Source organism: Pigmentiphaga sp. NML030171 (assembly GCF_002188635.1).
Taxonomy (GTDB): Bacteria; Pseudomonadota; Gammaproteobacteria; order Burkholderiales; family Burkholderiaceae_B; genus Pigmentiphaga; species Pigmentiphaga daeguensis.
In genome coordinates this window covers 64,840-88,222 of sequence record NZ_NINX01000040.1, presented here as the reverse complement: position 1 = coordinate 88,222, position 23,383 = coordinate 64,840, and the positions used below count along the sequence as shown (strand labels likewise).

General features: G+C 65.4%; 22 protein-coding genes. 13 read left to right on the top strand and 9 right to left on the bottom strand.

The genetic code is table 11. The features are described from left to right. Positions 1-223 precede the first annotated feature (223 nt). Positions 224-1,210, bottom strand: coding sequence for a D-2-hydroxyacid dehydrogenase family protein (locus CDO46_RS20690; protein WP_087840416.1), 987 nt, complete (start codon positions 1,208-1,210; stop codon positions 224-226). 202 nt (positions 1,211-1,412) lie between these two features. On the opposite strand from CDO46_RS20690, the gene CDO46_RS20685 reads away from it, so the two are divergent. The 7 genes from CDO46_RS20685 to CDO46_RS20655 all read left to right on the top strand — a co-directional run bounded on the left by CDO46_RS20685 (position 1,413) and on the right by CDO46_RS20655 (position 10,035). Beyond that, on the top strand, positions 1,413-3,278 hold the full coding sequence (locus CDO46_RS20685) for a phosphoenolpyruvate carboxykinase (GTP) (RefSeq protein ID WP_087840414.1): 1,866 nt from the start codon (positions 1,413-1,415) through the stop codon (positions 3,276-3,278). Positions 3,279-3,503: 225 nt separating this feature from the next. Then, a complete protein-coding gene (locus CDO46_RS20680; RefSeq protein ID WP_087840412.1) occupies positions 3,504-3,974 on the top strand; it encodes a fasciclin domain-containing protein in 471 nt (156 codons plus the stop codon). Positions 3,975-4,151: 177 nt separating this feature from the next. Next, the gene (locus tag CDO46_RS20675; protein ID WP_087840410.1) at positions 4,152-4,679 is read left to right on the top strand and encodes a MarR family winged helix-turn-helix transcriptional regulator; all 528 of its coding nucleotides are present in this window, start codon (positions 4,152-4,154) and stop codon (positions 4,677-4,679) included. 658 nt (positions 4,680-5,337) lie between these two features. Next, entirely contained in the window at positions 5,338-7,278 is a 1,941-nt protein-coding gene (gene mnmG, locus CDO46_RS20670; RefSeq protein WP_087840409.1) for a tRNA uridine-5-carboxymethylaminomethyl(34) synthesis enzyme MnmG, read from the top strand. 184 nt (positions 7,279-7,462) lie between these two features. Further along, a complete protein-coding gene (gene rsmG / locus CDO46_RS20665) occupies positions 7,463-8,149 on the top strand; it encodes a 16S rRNA (guanine(527)-N(7))-methyltransferase RsmG (protein WP_087840407.1) in 687 nt (228 codons plus the stop codon). Between the two features lie 57 nt (positions 8,150-8,206). Next, on the top strand, positions 8,207-9,076 hold the full coding sequence (locus CDO46_RS20660) for a ParA family protein (RefSeq protein ID WP_243724594.1): 870 nt from the start codon (positions 8,207-8,209) through the stop codon (positions 9,074-9,076). A gap of 98 nt (positions 9,077-9,174) precedes the next feature. Further along, on the top strand, positions 9,175-10,035 hold the full coding sequence (locus tag CDO46_RS20655; RefSeq protein WP_254914648.1) for a ParB/RepB/Spo0J family partition protein: 861 nt from the start codon (positions 9,175-9,177) through the stop codon (positions 10,033-10,035). 20 nt (positions 10,036-10,055) lie between these two features. Here CDO46_RS20655 and CDO46_RS20650 read toward each other — a convergent pair whose 3' ends face one another. The 3 genes from CDO46_RS20650 to CDO46_RS20640 all read right to left on the bottom strand — a co-directional run bounded on the left by CDO46_RS20650 (position 10,056) and on the right by CDO46_RS20640 (position 13,050). Then, entirely contained in the window at positions 10,056-11,090 is a 1,035-nt protein-coding gene (locus CDO46_RS20650) for a GTP-binding protein (protein WP_087840403.1), read from the bottom strand. A gap of 13 nt (positions 11,091-11,103) precedes the next feature. Then, positions 11,104-11,883: an IclR family transcriptional regulator gene (locus tag CDO46_RS20645; protein ID WP_087840482.1), complete on the bottom strand. Its 780-nt coding sequence runs from the start codon at positions 11,881-11,883 to the stop codon at positions 11,104-11,106. Between the two features lie 189 nt (positions 11,884-12,072). Then, positions 12,073-13,050: a tripartite tricarboxylate transporter substrate binding protein gene (locus tag CDO46_RS20640; RefSeq protein ID WP_087840401.1), complete on the bottom strand. Its 978-nt coding sequence runs from the start codon at positions 13,048-13,050 to the stop codon at positions 12,073-12,075. A gap of 143 nt (positions 13,051-13,193) precedes the next feature. On the opposite strand from CDO46_RS20640, the gene CDO46_RS20635 reads away from it, so the two are divergent. The 4 genes from CDO46_RS20635 to CDO46_RS20620 all read left to right on the top strand — a co-directional run bounded on the left by CDO46_RS20635 (position 13,194) and on the right by CDO46_RS20620 (position 18,120). Continuing rightward, positions 13,194-14,492, top strand: a complete 1,299-nt coding sequence (locus CDO46_RS20635; RefSeq protein ID WP_087840399.1) for a Rieske 2Fe-2S domain-containing protein — start codon at positions 13,194-13,196, stop codon at positions 14,490-14,492. Positions 14,493-14,497: 5 nt separating this feature from the next. Continuing rightward, entirely contained in the window at positions 14,498-15,607 is a 1,110-nt protein-coding gene (locus CDO46_RS20630; protein ID WP_087840397.1) for a zinc-binding dehydrogenase, read from the top strand. A gap of 168 nt (positions 15,608-15,775) precedes the next feature. Then, entirely contained in the window at positions 15,776-17,122 is a 1,347-nt protein-coding gene (locus tag CDO46_RS20625; RefSeq protein WP_140416892.1) for a Rieske 2Fe-2S domain-containing protein, read from the top strand. 20 nt (positions 17,123-17,142) lie between these two features. Beyond that, entirely contained in the window at positions 17,143-18,120 is a 978-nt protein-coding gene (locus tag CDO46_RS20620; RefSeq protein WP_176400809.1) for a tripartite tricarboxylate transporter substrate binding protein, read from the top strand. Between the two features lie 12 nt (positions 18,121-18,132). On the opposite strand, the gene CDO46_RS20615 is transcribed toward CDO46_RS20620, so the two are convergent. Then, positions 18,133-18,627 carry a MarR family winged helix-turn-helix transcriptional regulator gene (locus CDO46_RS20615; RefSeq protein ID WP_087840391.1) on the bottom strand — a complete coding sequence of 165 codons (495 nt, stop codon included), beginning with the start codon at positions 18,625-18,627 and terminating at the stop codon, positions 18,133-18,135. A 99-nt stretch (positions 18,628-18,726) separates the two neighbouring features. Between CDO46_RS20615 and CDO46_RS20610 the strand changes: the two genes are divergently transcribed. Further along, positions 18,727-19,371 (top strand): cysteine hydrolase family protein, encoded by a 645-nt coding sequence (locus CDO46_RS20610; protein WP_087840389.1) that lies wholly within the window; start codon positions 18,727-18,729, stop codon positions 19,369-19,371. Between the two features lies 1 nt (position 19,372). Here the strand turns inward: CDO46_RS20610 and CDO46_RS20605 are convergent, their stop codons facing one another. Both CDO46_RS20605 and CDO46_RS20600 read right to left on the bottom strand, forming a co-directional pair. Then, positions 19,373-19,681 (bottom strand): DUF202 domain-containing protein, encoded by a 309-nt coding sequence (locus CDO46_RS20605; protein ID WP_087840388.1) that lies wholly within the window; start codon positions 19,679-19,681, stop codon positions 19,373-19,375. Next, a complete protein-coding gene (locus CDO46_RS20600; RefSeq protein WP_087840387.1) occupies positions 19,678-20,019 on the bottom strand; it encodes a YidH family protein in 342 nt (113 codons plus the stop codon). The genes CDO46_RS20605 and CDO46_RS20600 overlap by 4 nt, the downstream gene beginning before the upstream one ends. 126 nt (positions 20,020-20,145) lie before the next feature. On the opposite strand from CDO46_RS20600, the gene CDO46_RS20595 reads away from it, so the two are divergent. Beyond that, on the top strand, positions 20,146-21,195 hold the full coding sequence (locus tag CDO46_RS20595) for an NADP(H)-dependent aldo-keto reductase (RefSeq protein WP_087840386.1): 1,050 nt from the start codon (positions 20,146-20,148) through the stop codon (positions 21,193-21,195). 45 nt (positions 21,196-21,240) lie between these two features. Here CDO46_RS20595 and CDO46_RS20590 read toward each other — a convergent pair whose 3' ends face one another. Both CDO46_RS20590 and CDO46_RS20585 read right to left on the bottom strand, forming a co-directional pair. Beyond that, positions 21,241-22,233, bottom strand: a complete 993-nt coding sequence (locus CDO46_RS20590) for a 4,5-dihydroxyphthalate decarboxylase (protein ID WP_087840384.1) — start codon at positions 22,231-22,233, stop codon at positions 21,241-21,243. A gap of 31 nt (positions 22,234-22,264) precedes the next feature. Further along, positions 22,265-23,239 carry a tripartite tricarboxylate transporter substrate binding protein gene (locus tag CDO46_RS20585; RefSeq protein WP_176400808.1) on the bottom strand — a complete coding sequence of 325 codons (975 nt, stop codon included), beginning with the start codon at positions 23,237-23,239 and terminating at the stop codon, positions 22,265-22,267. Between the last annotated feature and the right edge of the window lie 144 nt (positions 23,240-23,383).

Below are 23,383 nucleotides of genomic sequence, written 5' to 3'. Positions count from 1 at the left end.
GCGCCCCCCAGGGGGCGATGCGGGTGGACCGGCGGAGCCGGATCCACCGCATCCTGGGTCTTCGTGAGGTATCTCGGTGCGGAGCACCGAGTGCTTGCTTTTACCTTGGGCGCCGCGGATCCGGCTTTGCCGGTCCGCCAGCGCCGCCCCCTTGAGGGGGCCCGCGCAAGCGGGTAGGGGGTGGGCTTTCCTGGCCCGCGCAAGCGGGCAGGGGTGGGCTTTCCTACGGGGTGACCAGATTAGCGGGTTTCCCCGCCGCCCAAGCCAATATGTTCTCGAACGCAACCTTGAAATACAGGTTGTAGCTGTTGATCTCCACGAAACCGATATGCGGCGTGCAGATGACGTTCTCCATCCGTAGCAGCGGATGTCCCTGCAGGATGGGTTCGCTTTCGAAGACGTCGATGGCTGCCAGCCCCGGCCGGCCCCGGTTCAGGGCCAGGACCAGCGCGTCGGGTTCCACCAGCTCCGCCCGCGAGGTGTTCACGAACAGCGCCTCGGGTCCCATGCGCTGCAGGTCGGCCAACGTGACGATGCCGCGGGTTTCCTCGCTCAGTTTCAGCAGCATGCACAGCACGTCGCTGCCTTCGAACAGCGCTTCCTTGCTGTCCGCCGTTTCCAGGCCATCGGCCCGCGCCCGCTCCAGGGTCGATTCCCGGCCCCATACCGTGACCTTCATGCCGAAGGCCTTGCCGTAGCCGGCGACGATCTTGCCGATCTTGCCGTAGCCGAACAGGCCCAATCGGCCTCCGTGCAAGGTCCGGCCCAGGCCGAAATTGGCCGGCATCGACGACGCTTTCATGCCGGATTGCTGCCAAGCCCCATGCTTGAGGTTTGCCGCATATTGAGGAATTCGCCTCATCGCGCTCATAATGAGCGCCCACGTCAGTTCTGCCGGTGCGACAGGCGAGCCGATTCCCTGGGCGACGGCGATCCCGCGCTCGGCGCAGGCTTCCACGTCGATGTGCGACCCGACGCGCCCCGTCTGGGAAATCAGCTTCAACTGAGGCAGTTTGTCCAGCAGGGCACGGGTGATGGGCGTACGTTCACGGATCAATACCAGTGTTTCCGTGTCGCGCAGCCGGACGGCCAATTGGCCCAGCCCCTTGACCGTGTTGTTGTAGACCTTGACTTCGTGGCCATCGAGCAGACTGAAGCAGTCCAGCTTGCGTACCGCGTCTTGATAGTCGTCCAGAATCGTTATGCGCATGGGCTTTCCTTCGATCAGTCGCGATGGTAGTCCAATTGGTCTTGTGAGCGATAGCTGCCAACGGTAACGGACCCTTTCTTCCTGGAAACTTTTGGTGGAAAGGGGTGGGGTATATTAAGTTAAAGTCCAGCCGGGCCAATCGATGCCCGGCTCATTATTTACATCATGATCAGGCGCCCCAGCGTCGAGGAGAATGTCACCAATGAACGCCGTGCCCAAAACATCGGTTCCCAAACAACTTTCGGCGGTGGATGCTCCTGACTGGGTACGTCACGAACGATTGAAGGCCTGGGTGGCCGAAGTCGCGGCGCTGGCGCAGCCCGATCGCATCGAATGGTGCGACGGTTCGCAGGAAGAATACGACCGCCTGTGCGAACAGATGGTCCAGGCCGGCACGCTGCGCCGCTTGAACCCCGCCAAGCGTCCCAATTCCTATCTGGCCTGGTCCGATCCGTCCGACGTCGCCCGTGTCGAAGACCGCACCTTCATCTGTTCCGAGCGCAAGGAAGATGCCGGTCCCACCAACAACTGGGTGGATCCGGCGGAAATGCGCGCCACGCTGGACGGGCTGTTCGCCGGTTCCATGCGCGGCCGCACCATGTACGTCATTCCGTTCTCGATGGGGCCGCTGGGCTCGCCCATCGCGCAGATCGGCGTCGAACTGTCCGACTCGCCCTACGTCGTGGCCAACATGCGCATCATGACCCGCATGGGCCGCAAGGTCTATGACGTGCTGGGCACCGACGGCGTGTTCGTGCCCTGCGTCCATACCGTGGGCAAGCCGCTTGCCCAGGGCGAGGCCGACGTGGCCTGGCCGTGCAACGAAACCAAGTACATCGTGCACTATCCCGAGACCCGCGAGATCTGGTCCTTCGGTTCGGGCTACGGCGGCAATGCGCTGCTGGGCAAGAAGTGCCTGGCGCTGCGCATCGCCTCCAAGATGGGGCGCGACCAGGGCTGGCTGGCCGAGCACATGCTCATCCTGGGCGTCACCTCGCCCGAGGGCAAGAAGATGCACGTCGGCGCGGCCTTCCCCTCGGCCTGCGGCAAGACCAACTTCGCGATGCTGATCCCCCCGGCGTCGCTGCCGGGCTGGAAGGTCACCACCATCGGCGACGACATCGCCTGGATCAAGCCCGGTCCCGATGGCAAGCTGCGCGCCATCAACCCCGAAGCCGGCTACTTCGGCGTCGCGCCGGGCACGAACGAGAAGACCAACTTCAACTGCATGGCGACGCTGCGCGAGAACGTCATCTTCACCAATGTCGCGCTGACCGACGACGGCGACATCTGGTGGGAAGGCATGAGCGAGCCGCCTGCCCACTGCATCGACTGGCAGGGCCAGGACTGGACCCCGGAGATCGGCAAGACCACGGGCCGCAAGGCGGCGCATCCGAATGCCCGCTTCACCGTCGCCGCCGACCAGAACCCGGCCATCGACTCCGAGTGGGACAACCCCGCGGGCGTGACCATCGACGCCTTCGTGTTCGGCGGCCGCCGCTCCACCACGGTGCCGCTGGTGACCGAGGCCCGCAACTGGGTCGAAGGCGTGTACATGGCCGCCACCATGGGTTCGGAAACCACCGCCGCCGCCACCGGCAAGCAGGGCGTGGTGCGCCGCGACCCCTTCGCCATGCTGCCGTTCTGCGGCTACAACATGAGCGATTACTTCAGCCACTGGCTGCAGCTGGGTGCCAAGCTCGAATCGGCCGGCGTACGCCTGCCTGCCATCTTCTGCGTCAACTGGTTCCGTACGGACGAGAACGGCAAATTCGTCTGGCCCGGCTTCGGCGAGAACATGCGCGTGCTGAAGTGGATGCTCGAGCGCATCGATGGCAAGGCGCAGGGCGTGGACCACGTGTTCGGCGTGACGCCTTCCTACGGCGATCTGACCTGGGACGGCCTGAACTTCACCCGCGAACAGTTCGATCGCATCACCGCCATCGACACGCAAGCGTGGAAGGAGGAATTGCGCCTGCATGATGAATTGTTCGAACTGCTCAAGCATGGGCTGCCGAACGAACTGGTGGAAGTCAAGGAGCGCCTGAGCAAGCGCCTGCAAGGCTGATCCGGCGCTTGCCGCGTGGCGCGCGAGCGCCCCGGCCGGCGATGAAAATGGCCCCCACGCTTGCCGCTACGCGGAAGCGTGGGGGCCATTTTTCATGATCTTTCCGCTTCCTGTTGCGGTCCCTTGCGAAGCGACGGCCCTGGTTACAGCGCGGCGGGGGATCATGGAAAACGGCTCGTAGACCGGCCATGTCCCAAGGAGAAACTCGTCGCTCGGGAGAAGCGCATGCCTATCAGGTACACCCTTAGATTGATCGCCATGGCCTTGGCCCTGGGCTTGATGAGCCCGGCGGGTGCCTTGGCGCGCAACATCATCGATACGGCCCAGACGGCCGGGATGTTCAGTTCGTGGATCAACGCGGTACGCGAGGCGGGATTGGAGCAGACCTTGAAAGGGCAGCCCTATACCGTGTTCGCGCCGTCCGACGAAGCCTTCGCCAAGCTGCCCTCCGCGCAGCGCGAGGCGCTGCGGAACAAGGATACGCTGGTGCAAATGGTCAAGCTGCACATGGTGGCCGGCAAGGTCCGCCTGAAGGATGCCAAGGAAGGCACGCAGATCAAGACCGAAGGCGGCAAGACCTTGACGGTCCATCGCAAGGATCGCCGCCTGCTGTTGTCGGACGCGGAGGTGCTGGAGCCGGACGTCGAGGTCGACAACGGCTATATCAATGTGCTGGATGCCGTCTTGCTTCCCTGATTCCGCGTAGTGGCCGTTGGCCGGATTCGTCGTGCTATTAAGATACATGATTGAATCTTGTAAATGATCGTCTATCGTGGCAAATAGCATGACTTGTCCTGTATTTGTGCATGGATAGTCCTTGCGAGGATAATGGCGCCTCTTCCATAACAAGCGCCTTGCCGCAGGCTGCCACCCATGACTATCCAGCCCTCGCCCGAGGAAGAAGAAGCCGCCGCGTCCGTCGACGACATGGAAATTCACCGGCAGGACGGCCTGCTCGCGCCCAAGGTCGCTGCGCTCAGCAAGTCGCTTTCGCGCGCCTCCCAGCTGCAGGCTCGCATGCAGTTCGGGTTTTCTCAGGTGGAGTGGCAGGTGGTCACGCTGCTTGCCACGACCCAGCCTGCCTCGATACGCAAGCTGGCCTACATCGCCATGGTCGATGCGGCACAGATCAGCCGGGCCATCGGGGTCCTGACCCGTCAGGGATTGATTGAAAGGGGAGTCTCTGAACGGGACAGCCGGCAGGCCGAACTGAGGCTGAGCCCGCGGGGAATGGAGGTGGCCGTGACCTTGCGGCGCCTGGCTCGCCAGCGCAATGATCGGCTCTTGGGTGGGTACTCGCCCGAGCGGATAGCGGGTTTGTTCGAGATGCTGGATGTGTTGATCGCTCGGGCCATGCGTGAAGAGACGGACAGCGGCGACGGCACCGGCAGAGAAGAATGAGAGAAAGGATTCACGTGGTGTACTGCCGCCGGAAAAGAAGTCGCAATCACTAGCGGCATTGAGTCAGCATCGCTGCGATTCCCTCAGTCGTTTTGCCCTGTCACGTATTGCCTCCTTGTAGCCATGACAGCACGCGTGGCTAGATCCGCATAGGACTTTTCCCGAGGAGGGTAGGGAGATACATCGGTATCGGCCTGGGATTGGAGAAACATCGACAGCCGGGCAGCCTGCAATATCGGCGCGGTCGCAGGCAACGACCTACCCGTACCACTGCTGTTTTCCGCCGGCGCCGTATTCCCCCGAGCCAAAGAATGCACAAGCAACCGCTGCAATGTTTCACGTGGAACATCGGCACGCTGCTCGGGTGGGTTCACACCCAATCCGTCGAGCTGCTCATCGCGAGCATCCCGCTCGCCATAACTTCACATCAGTTGCCACGCCGAGCTGCCACAATGTACGTCATGAACGGCTTGCCTCGTAGCCAGTGTTTCACGTGAAACACTATGGAGCGGCTTGTCCAGGGTAATGCTCGCGTTGGCAGGGCGGGAATCCTATAATCCCAAGTTACCGTGGCGTTTTCTCTCCAGACCCGGACATCTCCCTGGCCACGAAGGCTGCCAGGTCGCCAGGCCAAGCTTGGCTTTTTGCGGATCCCACCATGCTGTATCCAACCGAATTTGATGTGATTGTTGTAGGCGGCGGCCATGCCGGTACGGAGGCCGCCTTGGCGGCCGCACGCGCTGGCTGCAAGACGCTGCTGCTCACGCATAACATCGAGACCCTGGGGCAGATGTCCTGCAACCCCTCCATAGGCGGGATAGGCAAGGGCCATCTGGTAAAGGAAGTCGATGCGCTGGGCGGGGCCATGGCCCTGGCTACCGACGAAGCAGGGATCCAATTCCGCATCCTGAATGCGTCCAAAGGGCCTGCGGTGCGGGCCACGCGGGCCCAGGCGGACCGTGTGCTCTACCGTAAAGCCATCCGCCATCGCCTGGAAAATCAGCCCAATCTCTGGCTGTTTCAGCAGGCAGTCGATGACTTGATGCTGGAAGGGGATAAGGTAGTTGGCGCGGTCACCCAGATCGGCCTGCGCTTCCGTGCGCGGGCGGTGGTGTTGACCGCTGGCACCTTCCTGAATGGGTTGGTTCACGTGGGACTGCAAAACTACTCGGCAGGCCGGGCGGGTGATCCGCCCGCCATTTTGCTGGGCAAACGCCTGCAGGAACTCAAGCTGGGACAAGGCCGCCTGAAGACCGGTACGCCGCCCCGTATCGACGGCCGTTCCATCGACTTCAGCGTGCTGGAGGAACAGCCCGGCGACCTGGATCCGGTACCGGTGTTCTCCTATCTGGGCGATGCCTCCATGCATCCGCGCCAACTGCCGTGCTGGATCACGCACACGAATGCGCGCACGCACGAGATCATTCGCGGCGGCCTGGACCGTTCGCCCATGTACACCGGCGTTATCGAAGGGGTGGGGCCGCGCTATTGCCCGTCCATCGAAGACAAGATCCACCGCTTCGCCGACAAGACCTCGCACCAGGTTTTCCTGGAACCGGAAGGGCTGACGACCCACGAGTTCTACCCGAACGGGGTGTCGACCAGCCTGCCTTTCGATGTGCAGCTGGACCTGATCCATTCGCTGCCCGGGCTGGAAAATGCCCATATCCTGCGGCCCGGCTACGCCATCGAGTATGACTATTTCGATCCACGTGGACTGAAAACGTCGCTGGAGACCCGCGCCATATCGGGGCTGTTCTTCGCCGGACAGATCAACGGCACGACGGGCTACGAGGAAGCAGCAGCGCAAGGACTGCTGGCGGGCATCAATGCCGCCCTGAAGGTGAAGGGCGAGGAAGCCTGGGTGCCGCGCCGCGACCAGGCCTACTTGGGCGTGCTGGCCGACGACCTGGTGACGCGCGGGGTGACCGAGCCCTATCGCATGTTTACGTCGCGAGCCGAATATCGCCTGAGCCTGCGCGAGGACAACGCCGATTGGCGCCTGACGGAAACCGGCCGCCGGCTCGGACTGGTGGACGATGTGCGGTGGGATGCTTTCAACCGCAAGCGGGACGCGGTGGCGAGCGAGGTCGAGCGCCTGCGTTCCACGTGGATCAATCCCCGGATTTTCCCGGCCCACGCGGCCGAGCCGCTATTGGGCAAGGCGATCGAGCGTGAGTACACACTATTCGACTTGCTCAAGCGCCCCAACGTTTCCTATGATGCGCTTATGCAAGCGAAGAACGCGGACGAGGAATTGCTGGCGGGTCCGGGCGTAACCGACCAGATCGTTGCCGAACAGGTCGAGATCCAGGTCAAATACGCGGGTTACATCGCGCGCCAGCAGAACGAGATCGACAAGCAGGCCGGGCACGAGAACCAGCGTATACCCGACGACATCGACTACGACTCGGTACGCAGCCTGTCCTTCGAAGTCCGCCAGAAGCTCAAGACTCATCGGCCGCAAACCATCGGCCAGGCTGCCCGTATCTCGGGCATCACGCCTGCCGCCATCTCGCTCCTGCTGATACACCTGAAGCGCCGGCAATACGGACGGCTGGATGCCGATTCCGCCGCCGACGCCAACCGGGCGGCATGAGCGTGTCCCACGGCCATTCGACAACCATACGCCTTCTCCTGGGAGAAAAGCCGCGCCACGACGAGACGGGAGGCTCGTCGGCATCGATGCGCGGCTTGCGGCGAAGCGCGTCCGCTTCCCCGGCAAGGGGAGCTCCCGGCCGCCGGAGGGTCGTCCCATGAACATGTCCCGGAAACCGATCCCGATGCAGGAACCTTTCAATGGCGCGGTATTCGCCGCCCAGCTCGAGTCGGACTGCGCGGCGTTGCGCCTGCCGCTCGATCACGCGCGCATCGACCTGCTGCTGAACTACCTGGCGCAGATGCTGCGCTGGAATCGCACCTACAACCTCACGGCCATACGAGAGCCGGAGCAGATGCTTTTGCATCACATCACGGACAGCCTGGCGGTGGTGCCGGAGCTGGCCCAGCGGCTTGCGGGCCAGCCGGCCAGCATCCTGGATGTGGGCTCGGGCGGAGGATTGCCCGGCGTGGTCCTGGCCATCTGCCGTCCGGAGTGGCAGGTGCGCTGCGTGGACGCGGTGGAAAAGAAGACCGCGTTCATCAAGCACGTGGCCGGGGTGCTGCGGCTGTCCAACCTGGAGGCGACGCACGCCCGGGTCGAGGAGCTGGAACCCGCCGAGTGCGACATCGTCGTCTCGCGCGCGTTCGCGTCGCTGCACGATTTCGCCGCGCTGGCCGGGCGCCACGTCAAGCCTGGAGGACGGTTGGCCGCCATGAAGGGCCATCCGCCCGAAGACGAGATGCAGGCGCTGAAGGACCAGGGAGCATGGCAGGTGGAAGGCGTCACGACGCTTTATGTGCCAAGATTGTCCGCTCGCCGCTGCCTGGTCTGGATGGACCGCGTCGAGGGCGGGGCAAACGAGGGTTAGCAGAACGCGGCGCCGGCCACCGGCGCGTCAGATTCACCCATAATCAGGTTGTATTCGATGTCTTCCAATTCCAGCATGGTCAACGAGGCGGCACCGTCCGGAGAAGAAGCCGGCGAGCTGGAGGCGATCAGCGGCGCCGAGCCGCTGGCCGCCAAGCGCACCGCCCGCATCTTCTGCATCGCGAACCAGAAGGGCGGGGTCGGCAAGACCACCACCGCGGTCAATCTGGCGGCGGCCCTGGTGGCCCAGGAGCAGCGCGTGCTGCTGGTCGATCTCGATCCGCAGGGCAACGCCACCATGGGCAGCGGCATCGACAAGCGCGAGCTGCAGGCGACGCTCTACCAGGTCCTGATCGGCGAAGCCGGCATCGCCGAAGCCGCGAAGGCATCCGAGAGCGGCTATGACGTCCTGCCCTCCAACCGCGAGCTGGCGGGCGCCGAGATCGACCTGGTGGAACTCGAGGAGCGCGAGCGCCAGTTGAAGCACGCCATCGCGGCCGTGGCCGACCGCTACGATTTCGTGCTGATCGATTGCCCGCCCACCTTGTCGCTGCTGACGCTCAACGGCCTGGCCGCCGCGCATGGCGTGATCATTCCCATGCAGTGCGAGTACTTCGCGCTGGAGGGACTGTCGGACCTGGTCAACACCATCAAGCGGGTCCATGCCAACCTGAATCCCGACCTGCGCGTGATCGGCCTCTTGCGCGTGATGTTCGATCCGCGCGTGACGCTGCAGCAGCAGGTGTCGGCGCAGCTCGAGAGCCACTTCGGCGACAAGGTATTCAAGAGCATCATCCCGCGCAACGTCAGGCTGGCCGAGGCGCCCAGCTATGGCCTGCCGGGCGTGGTGTTCGACCCCGCGTCCAAGGGGGCGCAGGCCTACGTGGCCTTCGGGGCGGAAATGATAGAGCGTATGAAGACGCTATAGCTTTGGGGAAGCACATCATGGAAATGAAAGCAGGATCTAAGGGTGTGAAGAAACCCAAAGGACTCGGACGCGGACTGGACGCGCTGCTGGGCGCCGACATGCCGGCGGTCAGCACGTTGGGCACCAAGTCCACGGCCCAGCCGGAACAGAAGGAAGGCCCGCCCAATACGCTGCCGGTGTCCAGCATGCAGGCCGGCCGCTACCAGCCGCGCTCGCGCATGGATGAAGGCGCGCTGGGCGAACTGGCCGAATCGATACGCACCCAGGGGGTGATGCAGCCCATCCTGGTCCGCGCGATCGAAGGCGGCCGCTACGAGATCATCGCCGGCGAACGCCGCTTCCGTGCCGCACAACTGGCCGGCCTGACCGAGGTACCGGTGCTGGTGCGCGAGGTCAGCGACGAGAACGCCGCGGTCATGGCGCTGATCGAGAACATCCAGCGCGAAGACCTGAACCCGCTGGAAGAAGCGCAGGGCGTGCAGCGATTGATCGGCGAATTCGGCATGACGCACGAGCAGGCGGCCCAGGCCATTGGCCGCTCGCGTTCGGCCACGAGCAACCTGCTGCGCCTGTTGAACCTGGCTGCTCCGGTGCAGACCATGCTGTTGGCCGGCGACCTCGACATGGGCCATGCGCGCGCGCTGCTGGCGGTGGATGCCGCCACGCAGATCCAGCTCGCCACGCAGATCGTGGCCAAGCGGCTGTCGGTGCGCGAGGCCGAAAAGCTCGTCGCTCAGACACTGCAGGAAGCCGCGCAGAAGTCCAGCCGCAAGCCCGCGGCCAAGTCACGCGACGTGCTGCGCCTGGAAGAAGCGCTGTCCGATCGCCTGGGCACGCAGGTGGCGTTCAAGATCGGCGCGAAGGAACGCGGCCAGATCATCATCGATTTCCACGGCTGGGAACACCTGTCGTCGCTGCTGGAAAAGCAGGGCCTGGCGGACGTGCTGGAAAACAGCTGAACGGCGGCGGCGCGCGTCCGCTATGCCGACGCGCCTCCGAAGAAGGCTGCCGCGATGCGCGCGACACTCGCATGCGCGGCGATGACGGTCAAGCCGGCCGTGGGCGTGGCGGCATCGGCCGCCACGGGCAGGGGGCGCACGTCGAAGCGCCTGTCGTCGGGCGCGAACTGCACCACTCGCCGCTGGCCGTCGGCCAGCATCACGATGCCCTTGAGGCGCAGCAGGTCGTCACCCAGCGCATCGGCCAGCGCGTGCAGACGGACCAGCAGCGCATCGCGCGCGATGGCCTCGGGCAACGGAAGAAAATACGCCTGCGCGTCATGATGATGATGAGCGTGTTCATCATCGTGTTCGTGGGCATGCGCGGGATCATGAGGGTCGTGCGCCACGCCGGTCGCCGACTGTCGATCCGCGTCATCGCCTGCCTGCGCGGCCCGGGGCGCGACGGCCTGACATACGTGCTCCCATGACAGGTCGGCCTGGTTGGAGACCAGCACGGGCGCCGCGGGATTCAAGGCCGCCAGGCGACAGGCCAGCGCTTGCGTCGATTCCTCCGGCGCATCCGATGTCTTGGTCATGATCAGCGCCTGCGCCGCGCGTACCTGCGCCCGCGCTTCCGGATGGCGATCGAGCAATGCCGCGCCGGCCGGCGCGCCCGCTACCGTCACGACGGCCCGCAGGCGATAGCGTTCGCGCAGCAGCGGGTGATCGTGCAAGGCCTGGAGAATGGGCGCGGGATCGGCCATGCCCGTGGTCTCGATCGCCACGGCGGGAAACGCCGGCATGCGGCGTTGCAGCCGTGCCCAGAACAAGTCCTCCAGCGCCTGTTCCAGGCCCGGCAGGCCCATGCAGCACACGCACGAACCCGATACCAGCGAGGCCTGTTCGGTCACGCCCAGCAAGGCGCCGTCGAGCCCGACCTCGCCCAGCTCGTTGACGATCACCGCCGCGCCTTGCAGGCCCGGTTGTTCCAGCCAGGCCGAAAGCAGCGTCGTCTTGCCGCTGCCCAGGAAGCCAGTCAGCAGATAGACGGGGATGGGGGACGAGGCAGCCATGGACGAACTCAGCTCATGATTGGTAGCCTAGCCGCGCCGACACGCCGTCGGCGGCCTGGAGCACGGGCGCGACGAACCCGCGCATCGCTTTCTTGGTCAGTCGCTGGGTGGGACCGGCGATGCCGATCGCGGCGATGACCTGCCCGGTGTGGTCGCGCACCGGCGCCGCAAGGCCCCGCATGCCGACCTCGCTTTCCTCGTCGTCCTGCGCATAGCCGTCGCGGCGCACCTGTTCCAGCGTGCCGCGCAACAGGGCAGGATCGGTCTGTGTGTTCGGCGTGCGCGGCGCCAGGCCGTCCTTGACCACGCGCGCCAGTACCTCGGCGCTCTGGAAGGCCAGCAGGGCACGGCCCTCGCTGGTGCAAAAGGCGGGCTTGCGCGCGCCCACGTACGAACGCATGCGGATCGCCTGATGGCTTTCGAGGTTGAAGAGATAGATGATGTTGCTCTGCTCGAGCGTGGCCAGATGCACGGTCTCGCCGGTGATCTCGCGCAACTCGTGCAGGTAGGGCAGGGCCTGCGTCGAAATATCCATGCGTCGCCGCACCAGCGCGCCCAGCGCGAACAGCCCCAGCCCCAGCCGATACCGGCCATTCTCCGGATTCTGCTCCAACAGCCCCTCGGCCGTCAGCGTGCTGGCCAGCCGGTGCACCGTGCTCTTGGCCAGCCCCAGCCGCTTGGCAAGCGTGCTGATCCCGATCTCGACTTCCGTCTCGGAAAACGCCTTGAGCACACGAATGGCCGAAGCGACCGAGGACAGCCGCCCTTCGCCTCCGTCCTGAGTGTCTTGCATGATGATGGACAATGTTTGTGTCAACCCACCTTTATAACAAGTGCTGGCAGCCAGCAAAGCACGGAAGCGACAAACCAGGAAAGTCCCACCGGTCCCAGGAAACCGCGGATCTGGCTTTGCCAGTCCGCCGGTTTCGCCCCCTTGAGGGGGCGCCCGAAGGGCGTAGGGGGTGGGCTTTCCTTGCGCGCGTCAGCGCGTAGGGGGGGGCTCTATATATTGCTTCCAGTGCACGATTTCCTTCTTCACGAAATCGTTGAACGTGGGCGCATCCCAGTCGAAGGTTTCCATGTTCTGGGCCCGCAGTTCGGCCTGCCCTTCCGACGATTGCAGGGCCTTGCGCACCGCGAGGTTGAGCTTGGTGACCAGCTCGGGCGCCATGCCGGCGGGGCCCGACAGCGAGAACCAGGTGGTGCCGGTCAGCTGCGGATAGCCCAGTTCCTTGAAGGTCGGGATATCGGGGAAGTCGGCCACGCGCTGCGCCGAGGTCACGGCCAGCGGGCGCAGCTTGCCGGCCTTGATGTTGCCAGCGGCGGTGCTGAGCGTGATGAAGGCGGCCGGTACCTGGTTGGCCGCGACGTCGGCCACGGCCGGACCCGCGCCCTTGTAGCTGATGTGCACCAGGTTCAGCTTGGTGATCTGGCGGAAGGCTTCGCCGATCAGGGCGCCATGCGTGCCCTGCCCGGGCGAGGCCCAGCTCAGGCCCTGGGGCATGGACTTGACCTGTTTGATGAAGCCGGGCACGTCCTTGATGGGCTGCGCCACGTTGACCGCCAGCACGGTGGGCGGTCCGCCCAGCAGCGCGATGTGGGTGAAGTCCTTGATCGGGTCGAAGCTGGTCGCGTTGGTCAACGGGGCGACGACGTGCGAGCCGATGCCCGACACCACCAGCGTGTAGCCGTCGGGCTCGGCGCGCGCGACCATTTGCGAACCGATGACGCCGCCCGCGCCGCCGCGGTTGTCCACCACGAAGCTCTGCTTGAACGTCTCGGCAAGATGGCGCGCGATCAGCCGGCCCAGCGTGTCGGCGCTGCCGCCGGGCGCGTAGGGCACCACGATCTTGACCGGCCGGTTGGGCCACGGATCCTGCGCACAGGCAGGCGCCGCAAGGGCGCCGGCTGCAAGGCTCGCGCACAGAAGGCGCGCGAGGAAATGGCGATGAATCGTCATCGGCGTGTCTCCTTTCTTGAAGTTCCGATGGTCGCCGCGGCACGGGCCGCATTGACATCGGGATCGAGCGAATGATAACTTTGTTTCCTATCGAGGAACAGTGTTCCTTTATACGGAACGTATCTCAAGCGAGGGGACTCAAGATGTTGAAGAAGGAACAGAACGACCTGCTTACCCAGACGGGGCCGGGAACGCCCCTGGGCGAGCTGTTCCGCCGCTACTGGCTGCCGGTGATGCTGAGCCGCGAGCTGCCCGGGCCCGGCTGCGAGCCGGTGCGCGTCAAGCTGCTGTCCGAGCGGCTGCTGGCCATACGCGACGAGGAAGACAACATCGGCCTCATCGACGAGTTCTGTGCGCATCGCGGCGTGTCGCTTTGGTTCGGCCGCTACGACGAGAAGGGCCAGGGCGGCGGCATCCGCTGTCCGTACCATGGCTGGAAATACGCCGCCGACGGCCAATGCCTGGACGTGCCGTCCGAAGCGGAAGACAGCGGTTTTCGCAGCCGTATCAAGCTCACCTCGTATCCGCTGGTCGAGCGCGGCGGCATCCTGTGGACCTACATGGGCCCGCCCGAGCACCAGCCACCGCTGCCCGAGTACGAGTTCGCGATGGTGCCCGCCGAGCAGCGCTTCGTGTCCAAGCGCATCCAGGAAAACAACTGGCTGCAGGCGCTGGAGGGCGGCATCGATTCCAGCCACGTCTCGTGGCTGCATCGCGACAGCCTCAAGTCCGATCCGCTGTTCAAGGGTGCGGCGGGCAACCAGTACAACCTCAAGGACCTGCGCCCGGTGTTCGAGGTGGTCGACACCGATACCGGCCTGCTGGTGGGCGTGCGCCGCAACGCCGATGACGATTCCTACTACTGGCGCATCACCCCGTGGCTGATGCCCTGCTTCACCATGGTTCCTCCGCGCGGCGATCATCCGGTGCACGGGCACTTCTGGGTTCCCATCGACGACGAGAATTGCTGGGCGTGGAGCTTCGACTACCATGCCGGCCGCGCGCTGACCGAGGCCGAGGTGCAGGCGATGGAAGACGGCAAGGGCATCCACGTGCGCTACGTGCCGGGCACGTTCCGCCCGCTGCAGAACAAGGACAACGACTACCTGATGGACCGCGAGGCCCAGAAGGCGGGCAGAACGTTCAGCGGCATCGAAGGCATCGGCATGCAGGATGCATCGCTGCAGGAAAGCATGGGCCCGATCCAGGACCGTACCAAGGAGCACCTGACGTCCACCGACAACGGCATCGTCAAGATGCGCCGCGCGTTGATGAAGGCCGTGAAGGCGCTGGCCGAGGAAGGCGCGGCGCCTCCGGGAACGCATCCGTCGGCGCACCACGTCCGCTCGGCGGCGGTGATCCTGCCGCGCGACCAGCACTTCAAGGACGCCGCCGCCGAGGCGCTCACGGCGCAGCCCGGCCGGCCGCACGCGTCGGTGTAGCGGCCATGGCGCTTAACGTACGAGCCGCGGTCGCCGTCGAGGCCGGCAGGACCGAACTGCGCGAACTGGCCGCGCCGGCCACCTCCGCCACCAGCGGCCTGCTCAAGGTCGCCGTCACCGGCGTGTGCGGCAGCGACTGGCCCTACTACCAGCAACTGCCGGCCAGCCGCGGCCCGCTCGTGCTCGGCCACGAAACCGTGGGCCACGTGGCCGAACTGGGCGACGTGGCGCGCGCCAGGTGGGGGGTGAAGGAAGGCGACCTGGTCGCGCTGGAGGAATACCTGCCCTGCGGCCATTGCGAGTTCTGCCGCAGCGGCGAATTCCGGCTGTGCGACGCCACCGACTGGCGCCTGGGCGGACTGCGCTACGGCGCCACCGGGCTGTCGGTGGAACCGGGGCTGTGGGGCGGGTTCAGCCAGTACCAGTTCCTGCACCTGAACACGGTGTTCCATCGCGTGCCCGCCGGCGTCTCGCCCCGCCATGCGGCGCTGGCGCTGCCCCTGGCCAACGGCATCGAATGGACCTACCTGCAAGGCGGCGCGGGGCCGGGCCAGACCGTGGTGATACAAGGGCCCGGCCAACAGGGCCTGGCATGCGTCGTGGCCGCGCGCGAAGCGGGGGCCGAACGCATCATCATCACCGGGCTCTCGAACGAGACGGATGCGCGCCGCCTGGCACTGGCGCGCGAACTGGGCGCGCACCACACCATCGACATCGAGTCGCAGGACCTGCTCGAGACCGTCGCCGACCTGACCGGTGGCCTGATGGCGGACCTGGTCATCGACTGCGCCGCGGGCGGCACCGATTCGGTCGTCACCGCGGTCCAGCTTGCGCGCAAGCGCGGACGGGTCATCCTGGGCGGGCAGAAGCGCCGCCGCATTCCCGAATTCGACAGCGATCGCATCATCGCGCGCTTCCTGACCGTCAAGGGCATGCGCGGCCACAGCTACGAATCGGTCGAGCTGGCGCTGCAACTGATCGCGGGCGATCGCCATGGGGTGAAGAAGATGAGCACGCATGCCTTCGGGCTCGAGGATACCGACCTCGCGCTGCGCAGCCTGGCGGGCCAGGGCGTGCAGGGGGCCATCCACATGACCATCGATCCCTGGAGCTGAACCTACCCGGCCGGTCGTTTCCGGTCCTTTCTTATCGGGCAGCCATGGCCCTTTGACGCGGTCGCGCCGCGCCAGAGGGCCATGGCTGTTGCCGTTTTCTCCTTCTTGACACCCGGCCATGCGAATCCTATACTGATCAAATGCTAGCGATTCGCTAGTATTTGATCAGTGCAGGGCCGCGACCATCCGCGAGGGCGGAGCGCAGTCATGGAACAGGAGACAGGAGGATCGATGCTCAGCCCCGAAATGAATCGCATGCTTACCCGGGTGGAGAACGGCGCGCCCATGGGAAATCTCATTGGTCGATTCTGGATACCGGCATTGTTGTCGGAAGAAATCGCCGAGCCGGACTGCCCGCCAGTGCGTGTCGGCCTGCTCGGCCACCGCCTGGTGGCGTTTCGCGACTCGGAGGGCAGGGTCGGACTGCTGGACGCGCGCTGCCCGCATCGCTCGGTCGACCTGTTCTTCGGCCGCAATGAACAGGGTGGATTACGCTGCGTCTACCACGGTTGGAAGTTTGGCGTGGACGGCGCCTGCGTCGACATGCCCAGCGAACCTTCGACCAGCCCGATGAAGGCCAAGGTGCGCGCGCGGGCATACCCCGTGCATGAATCCGGTGGCATCGTCTGGGCCTATCTGGGCCCTGGCCAGGCCCCCGCCGCGCCCGACATCGAATTCATGTCGCTGCCGGAAAGCCACGTTTACGCGTCGAAGCGGCTGATGCGTTGCAACTTCATGCAGGCGCTGGAAGGCAGCCTGGATACGTCTCATCTGACCTTTCTGCACCAGATGAACCTCATGTCCAAGGACGTGTTCGGCGTGGGGGACTTTCAGCGCTTCTCCGACGCCGATGGCGCTCCGCGGTTCTTCTGTGCGGATACCCCTTACGGCATGTCCATTTCCGCGCGCCGAGACGGCGACGACGATACCTACTACTGGCGCGTCACGCAGTGGCTGATGCCGGTCGGCGTGCTGGTCCCGACCGCGCCGGGAAGCGTGTGCCGGGCCAATTTCTTCGTCCCGATCGACGACCGGAACTGCTGGTGGTACAGGATCCGCTACCAGCCGGAGCGGCCGCTGGAACAGGAGGAAATCGAGGAGTACGACACCGGCGATCTGGATTATTCGCGCCGCGTGCCGGGCACCTATGAATCGATAGGCAACAAGGAGAACGACTATCTGATCGATCGCGGCAAGCAGCGCGCCGAATCCTTTACCGGCATCCCCAGCGCCCAATTGCAGGACATCGCCGTGCAGGAAAGCCAGGGCGAAATCGCGGACCGCAGCATCGAGCACCTCGGGACGTCCGATACCGCCATCGCCCAGACCCGGCGCAGGCTGATCAATGCCGCCCAGGCACTCGAGGAAGGGCGGATGCCACCGGAAGCGCTCGCTGCCTCGCAATACCGCATCCGTGCCATCGCCATCACGCTGAACCGAACCCGAACTTTCGACGAAGCAGCGGCGCTGGCGCAGTTGCCGCCAGTCCAGGGGACCCGGGAGAAGATGAAATGAGGCTTACGATGACAAATATCATGAGACATCTCGCCCTGGCAGCCGCCCTCGGCGCCACCAGCCTGTTCCCGCATGGGGTTTTCGCGCAGGGAGCTTCCTGGCCCACTCGTTCCGTCCGGGTGATTGTGCCTTTCCTGGCTGGAGGATCGATCGACGTCGTCGCCCGCACGCTGGCGGCCGAGCTTTCGGCCCGCTATCACCAACAGTTCGTGGTGGAAAACAAGGCAGGCGCCGGTGGCACCATCGGCACGGATCTCGTGGCCAAGAGCGCGGCGGATGGCTACACGCTGCTGCTTACGGCCCAGGGACCGCTGGTGATCAACCCGTTCATCATGTCCAAGCTGCCCTACGATGCGCAGCATGCGTTTGCTCCGGTGTCGCGGGTTGTCGATGCGCCCAACGTGCTGGTGGCCTCGCCCAAGGCAGGACTGCCGACGTTCGAGGCTTTCCTGCAGCGGGCTCGGTCGGGCGGCGCGCCGCTGACTTACGCCACCCAGGGCGTGGGCACCACGGGCCACGTCACCGGCGCGCTGCTGGACCAGGCGCTGGGCATTTCGCTAACGCATGTGCCCTACAACGGTTTTCCTCCCATATTGACCGATGTCATGCAGGGTCGCGTCGATCTGATGATCGCGGACACCGTGAATGTGGGTGAGCGAGTCCGGACGGGCCAGTTGGCTGCCGTTGCAGTGGCCTCGCCTCGACGCAGTTCGGTGCTGCCCGAGGTTCCGACCTTCGCGGAAAAAGGCTATCCCGAGATCGTGGCGGGTCCGTGGTTCGCCTTGCTGGCCCCAACGGGCACGTCCAAGTCGGTGCGAGACAAGCTCTCGGCCACGGTCAAGGAGATCCTGGCCAAGCCCGACATCGCCACGCGCTTCCACGACATGGGCCTGGACATCGTAGGCTCGACGCCGGACGATCTGCAAAGCTACATGGACAAGGAATATGCGCGCTGGGGCACGATCATCCGTAAGGCCGGCATACAGTCGGCTTCCTGACCTGCGGTAAGGTCAATCGGCGAAGTCTTTCCAGGTCCGGGGAGACTTCAGCCGATCCGAAGCCGTGGCCGCCAGCTTGCTCAGCGTCTCCCGGATGTGGCGCTCTTCTCCCTGGCCCATCGCACCCAGCACGTCATGTTCCAGTGCGCTCATCACGCGCTCCACGTCCATGCGCGCCCGCTCGCCTGCCTCGGTCAACTGCAGCACGGAACGCCGGCGATCGCGCGGATCGACGCCCTTGGTCATATAGCCCTGCCTGGTCAGCTGCACGATGGCGCGCGAGACGAAGAAAGCGTCCGTGCTCGTATGTTCAGCTACTTCCTTGGCCGACAGTGGGCCGAAGCGTCCGACCACTGCCATTACGCGCCACGTGATGGTCGTCAGGCCGTACTTTTCTTCCCACATGGGGGCCAGGAACTGCGAGATGCGTGTCGCGATCATCAGCGCCTGATAGGCGATGCGGTGCTCGAGCGGGACGGTCGGGTCGGGCGGAGTCTTCTTCGGCATGGTCGATTGAGGCGCCGCGGCGATGGTAGCCGGGCGCACGGCGGAGGTGGATATATTATGCAGTGTGTCACCGCTCGTCGATGATCAAAGGAGACAGCCATGCCCTACCGCTTCGACCGCATCGATCCCCGCCAGACCGCCATGGTCGTGGTGGACATGCAGAACGACTTCGTCGCCGACGGCGCCAAGCTCCAGTCCCGGCAGGCCAGGGACATGGTCGGCAAGCTGGCCGAGACCCTGCGCTTTTGCCGCGAGCAGGGGATACGCGTGCTCTATACCGCGCACGTGCATCGTGACGACGGCTGCGACATGGGGCTGTTTCGCGACCTGTACGGACCCATCGCCGACCACTCGTCCCTGGTGGACGGCACCAAGGGCGCCGACATCTATCCCGAACTCGCTCCGGCCCCGGGCGAGCATGTCATCAAAAAGCACCGCTACAGCGGTTTCTACGGCACCGACCTGGACATCATCCTGCGCGAATGGGGCATACGGAACGTCGTGATCTCGGGCACCACCACCGAGAACTGCTGCCACGCCACGGCGCGCGACGCGATGTTCCACAACTACAAGGTGGCGTTCCTGGCCGATGCCACCGGCACCTTCGACTATCCCGACGTGGGCTGGGGCGCGATGAGCGCGGCCGAGGTGCACAAGGCGACGCTGACCATCCTCGCGTTCTCGACCGCGCACGTGATGAACGTGGACGAGTTCAGGTCGCTGGTGGCCAAGGGCAGGGGCTGAACTAGCTCAGCACGAGCCAGGTCCCGGCCAGGCTCGTGATGGCCACCAACGCGGTGATGCCAGCCATCCACGCCGACGAGGCGGCGTGGATCTTGTCCAGGGCCAGGGCCGACCGGCGCCATGACGCGGTCGCGAAGAACAGGATGGCGCACAGCATGTCCAGCGCGCCCACGATCAGGAACATCGGCTGGTGTTCCTGCACGCCCGCGCGCAGCACCAGCAGCGCAACGGCCGTCATCGACAGGCCGGTCCGGCCCCAGGACAGCGCGGTGCGCTGGGGTTGCAGCCCCGGGTCAAGCTGCGAACTCATCGGAATAGCACGAACAGGCCGGCCACCACGGCGACCAGCAGGGTCACGCCCGCGGCCAGCGGAATCAAGGTCGAACGCGGCAGGGGCCGCGAGTGCCGCATGGCCTGCTGGTTGGCCTTCCACTGGAAATAGGCGCCGCAGCAGAAGACCAGGCCGGCGACGGTCATCGCCACGCTCAGCGCCAGCAGCGGCCAATGCGGCTGGACCACGCCGCCGAACTGGTGCAGCAGGATGGCGCCGGCCAGCACGGCAAGCGCGGTGCGTATCCAGGCGAGGAAGGTGCGTTCGTTGGCCAGCGTGAAGCGATAGTCGGGTTCGCGGCCGTCATCCTCTTGCATGCGGGGGCTCTCCTGCGGGGTTTGGTTCGGGTGCCGCTATTTTAGGCTGTCGCGCAGGGCTTTCATGCAGTCGACAGCGGCCATGCAGTAACCTTGGACGGACCAACCCGCAACCGGAGCACAGACGTGGAATACCGCAAACTGGGACGCACCGATCTCGAAGTCAGCGTGATCGGGCTGGGAACCATGACCTGGGGGGAGCAGAACAGCGAAGCCGAGGCCCACGAGCAACTGGATTACGCGCTGGCGCAGGGCGTGAACCTGGTGGATGCCGCCGAGATGTATCCGGTGCCGCCCAAGGCCGAGACCCAGGGCCGCACCGAGGCCTACATCGGCACCTGGCTGGCCCGCACCGGCCGCCGCCAGGACATCGTGCTGACCAGCAAGGTCGCCGGCCCCTTGCGCGATGCCAAGCGTCCCGGCCACATCCGCGACGGCAAGCCCTTCCTGGACCGCAAGAACCTGACTGCCGCGCTGCACGACAGCCTCAAGCGCCTGCAGACGGACTACCTCGATCTCTACCAGCTGCACTGGCCCGACCGCACCACGGCCACCTTCGGCCAGCTCGCCTATCCCTGGGTGAAGGACGACTACACCGTGCCCATCGAGGAAACGCTGTCGGTGCTGCAGGACTTCGTGCGCGAGGGCAAGGTGCGGCACATCGGCGTCTCGAATGAAACGCCGTGGGGCGTGGCGCAGTTCCTGAAACTGTCCGAGACGCGCGGCCTGCCGCGCATCGCGTCCATCCAGAATCCCTACAGCCTGCTCAACCGCGTGTACGAAATCGGCCTGTCCGAGTTCACGCAGTTCGAGCAGGTCAGCTTGCTGGCCTATTCGCCGCTGGGCATGGGCGTGCTGTCGGGCAAGTACCTGGGCGGCGCGCGGCCCGAGGGCGCGCGCCTGACGCTGTTCTCGCGCTTCACCCGCTATGACGGGCCCCAGGCCGAATCGGCCGCGCGCCAGTACGTGGAGCTCGCGCGCGACCATGGCCTCGTGCCGGCGCAGATGGCGCTGGCCTGGGTGAACAGCAGGCCGTTCGTGGCCAGCAACCTGATCGGCGCGACCACCATGGCGCAACTGCAGGAGAACATCGCCAGCGCGCAGGTCACGCTTGCCCCCGAAGTGCTGGAGGGCATCGAGCGCATCCATCGCAGCCAGCCCAATCCCTGCCCCTGAGCCGGCGGGCAGGCCGCGTGCGCGCGGCCTGCCCGGCTACGGCGTTCAGATCTTGAACGCCTCGAAGGTCTCCGGCGCGAACAGGTCTTCCGGCGTCAGCAGCTTCTTCGACAGCCCACCCTGGTGGTGGTAGCGCAGGAAGGTCTCCAGCGTCTTGCGGTTGTTCTCGAAGCCGTAGGCCCAGAAGTCTTCGCCCATTTCCTTGATCACGGCTTCCATGTTGCCCAGCAGCCAGGGATGCATGATCTTGAGCGCGGCGGTCTCGCGCAGGTTCTGGTAGGCCACCTGCTGCGCCTGCACGAAGGCCTTGTACAGCGACTGCGCGACCCAGCGGTTGGCCTCGTAGATTTCGCGGCGGATGACCAGCGTATGCATGATGGGGAAGATCCCCGTGTTGCGGAAGTACTCGCGCTCGACCGCTTCGAAATCGGGGAACAGCCGCGTGACCTTGCCCTTGCCGGTCAGGAAGGTGGACGGCATGCGCGCGGTGTGCAGGGCGTCGATCTCGCCGTCCAGCAGCATCTGCGACAGGGTCTGCGTGGGGCCGATCTGCTCGACCTTGATGTTGGGGGGCAGGTCGATCTTGAGCTTCTCGGGACGGCCTGGCTCTTCTTCGCCGCCGGTGACGTAGGTCACGCTGTCGACGGGCACGCCGTAGTGTTCGTCCAGGATGCCGCGGATCCACACCGGCGCGGTCATCTGGTACTCGGGCGTGCCGATGCGCTTGCCGATCAGGTCCTTGGGCTCGCGGATGCCCGCATCCGCGTTCACGTAGATGCACGAGTGGCGGAAGAAGCGCGAGGGGAAGATCGGGATCGCGATGAAGGGCCGCTCGGGCTTGAACAGCGACACGGTGTAGGACGACAGCGACATCTCGGCCACGTCGAACTCGCGATGCCGCAGCATGCGGAAGAAGGTTTCCTCGACCGGCATGTTCAGGTAGTTCAGGTCGATGCCGTCGGGAACGACGGTACCGTCCATCAGCGCGCGGGTGCGGTCGTAGTCCCAGCAGCCCAGGGAAAGTCTCAGTTTGGACATAAGCGGCCTCGATAAAGAGAAAGTTGGACGGTCATTCGATGCGGATGTTGGCCTTCCGGATGACGGCGCCGTAGCGGTCGATGTCGGAACGGATCTTCTGCCCGAACTGTTCGGGCGTGCCGCCCACCGGCGTCAGGTAGCTGGTGGCCAGCGTCGATTGCACTTCGGGCTTCTTCAGGATGGCGTTCACGGCCGAATTCAGCCTGGCGACGATCTCGCGCGGCGTGCCCGCGGGGGCCAGCATGCCATACCAGATGTCGATGTTGAAACCGGGGAAGCCTTGTTCGGCGCCGGTGGGCAGGTCGGGCGCATAGGGCGTGCGCTGGTCCGCCGCGACGGCGTAGACGCGCATGCGGCCGTCCTTGAGGTAGCCCGCGATGTTGGTCAGCGTGATGAAGATCAGGTCCACCTGCCCACCCAGCACGTTGGGCACCGAGTCCGAGCAGCCCTTGTACGGCACGTGCGTGATGTCCACGTTGGCCTGCTGCTTGAACATCTCGCCGGCCAGGTGCAGCGCCGAGCCGGTGTCGCAACCGGCGTAGGACAGCTTGCCCGGGTTGCCCTTGGCGTAGGCCACGAGGTCCTTGAGCGACTTGGGCGCGAGATCGGCGCGCGCGCCCAGCACCGCCGGCGTGGTGCCGATCTGCACCACCGGCGCGAAGCTCTTGAGCGTGTCGAAGGGCAGCTTGTTCATCAACGTGTGGTTGATGGTCATCGTGTTGGGAATGATGGCCAGCGTGTAGCCGTCGGCCGGCGCCTTGGCCAGCAGGTCCAGCCCGATGTTGCCGCCGGCCCCGGGCTTGTTCTCGACCACGAAGGTCTGGCCCAGCTCGGCGCGCAGGTGCGTGGCGATCAGGCGCGCGGCCGTGTCCACGCCGCCGCCGGCGGTCACGGGCACGATGACGCGCACGGGCTTGGAGGGGTAGTTGTCCGCCATCGCCAGGGGCGAGGCGGCGGCCGCGGCCACCGCCAGGGCGGCGAACAGGGCGCGTGCCGAGGTTTTCATGCAGTTCTCCATCTTGTGCTTTTTCAATGATTCGTACCGATCCCCATGCCACGCCGGACACGGTCGCTTGCGGGATGGGGAATGTGCGCGCCGGCGCGTGGGTCACCACGCCCGGTGCGTCCTGGAGGCGCCGGGTGTTGCTAG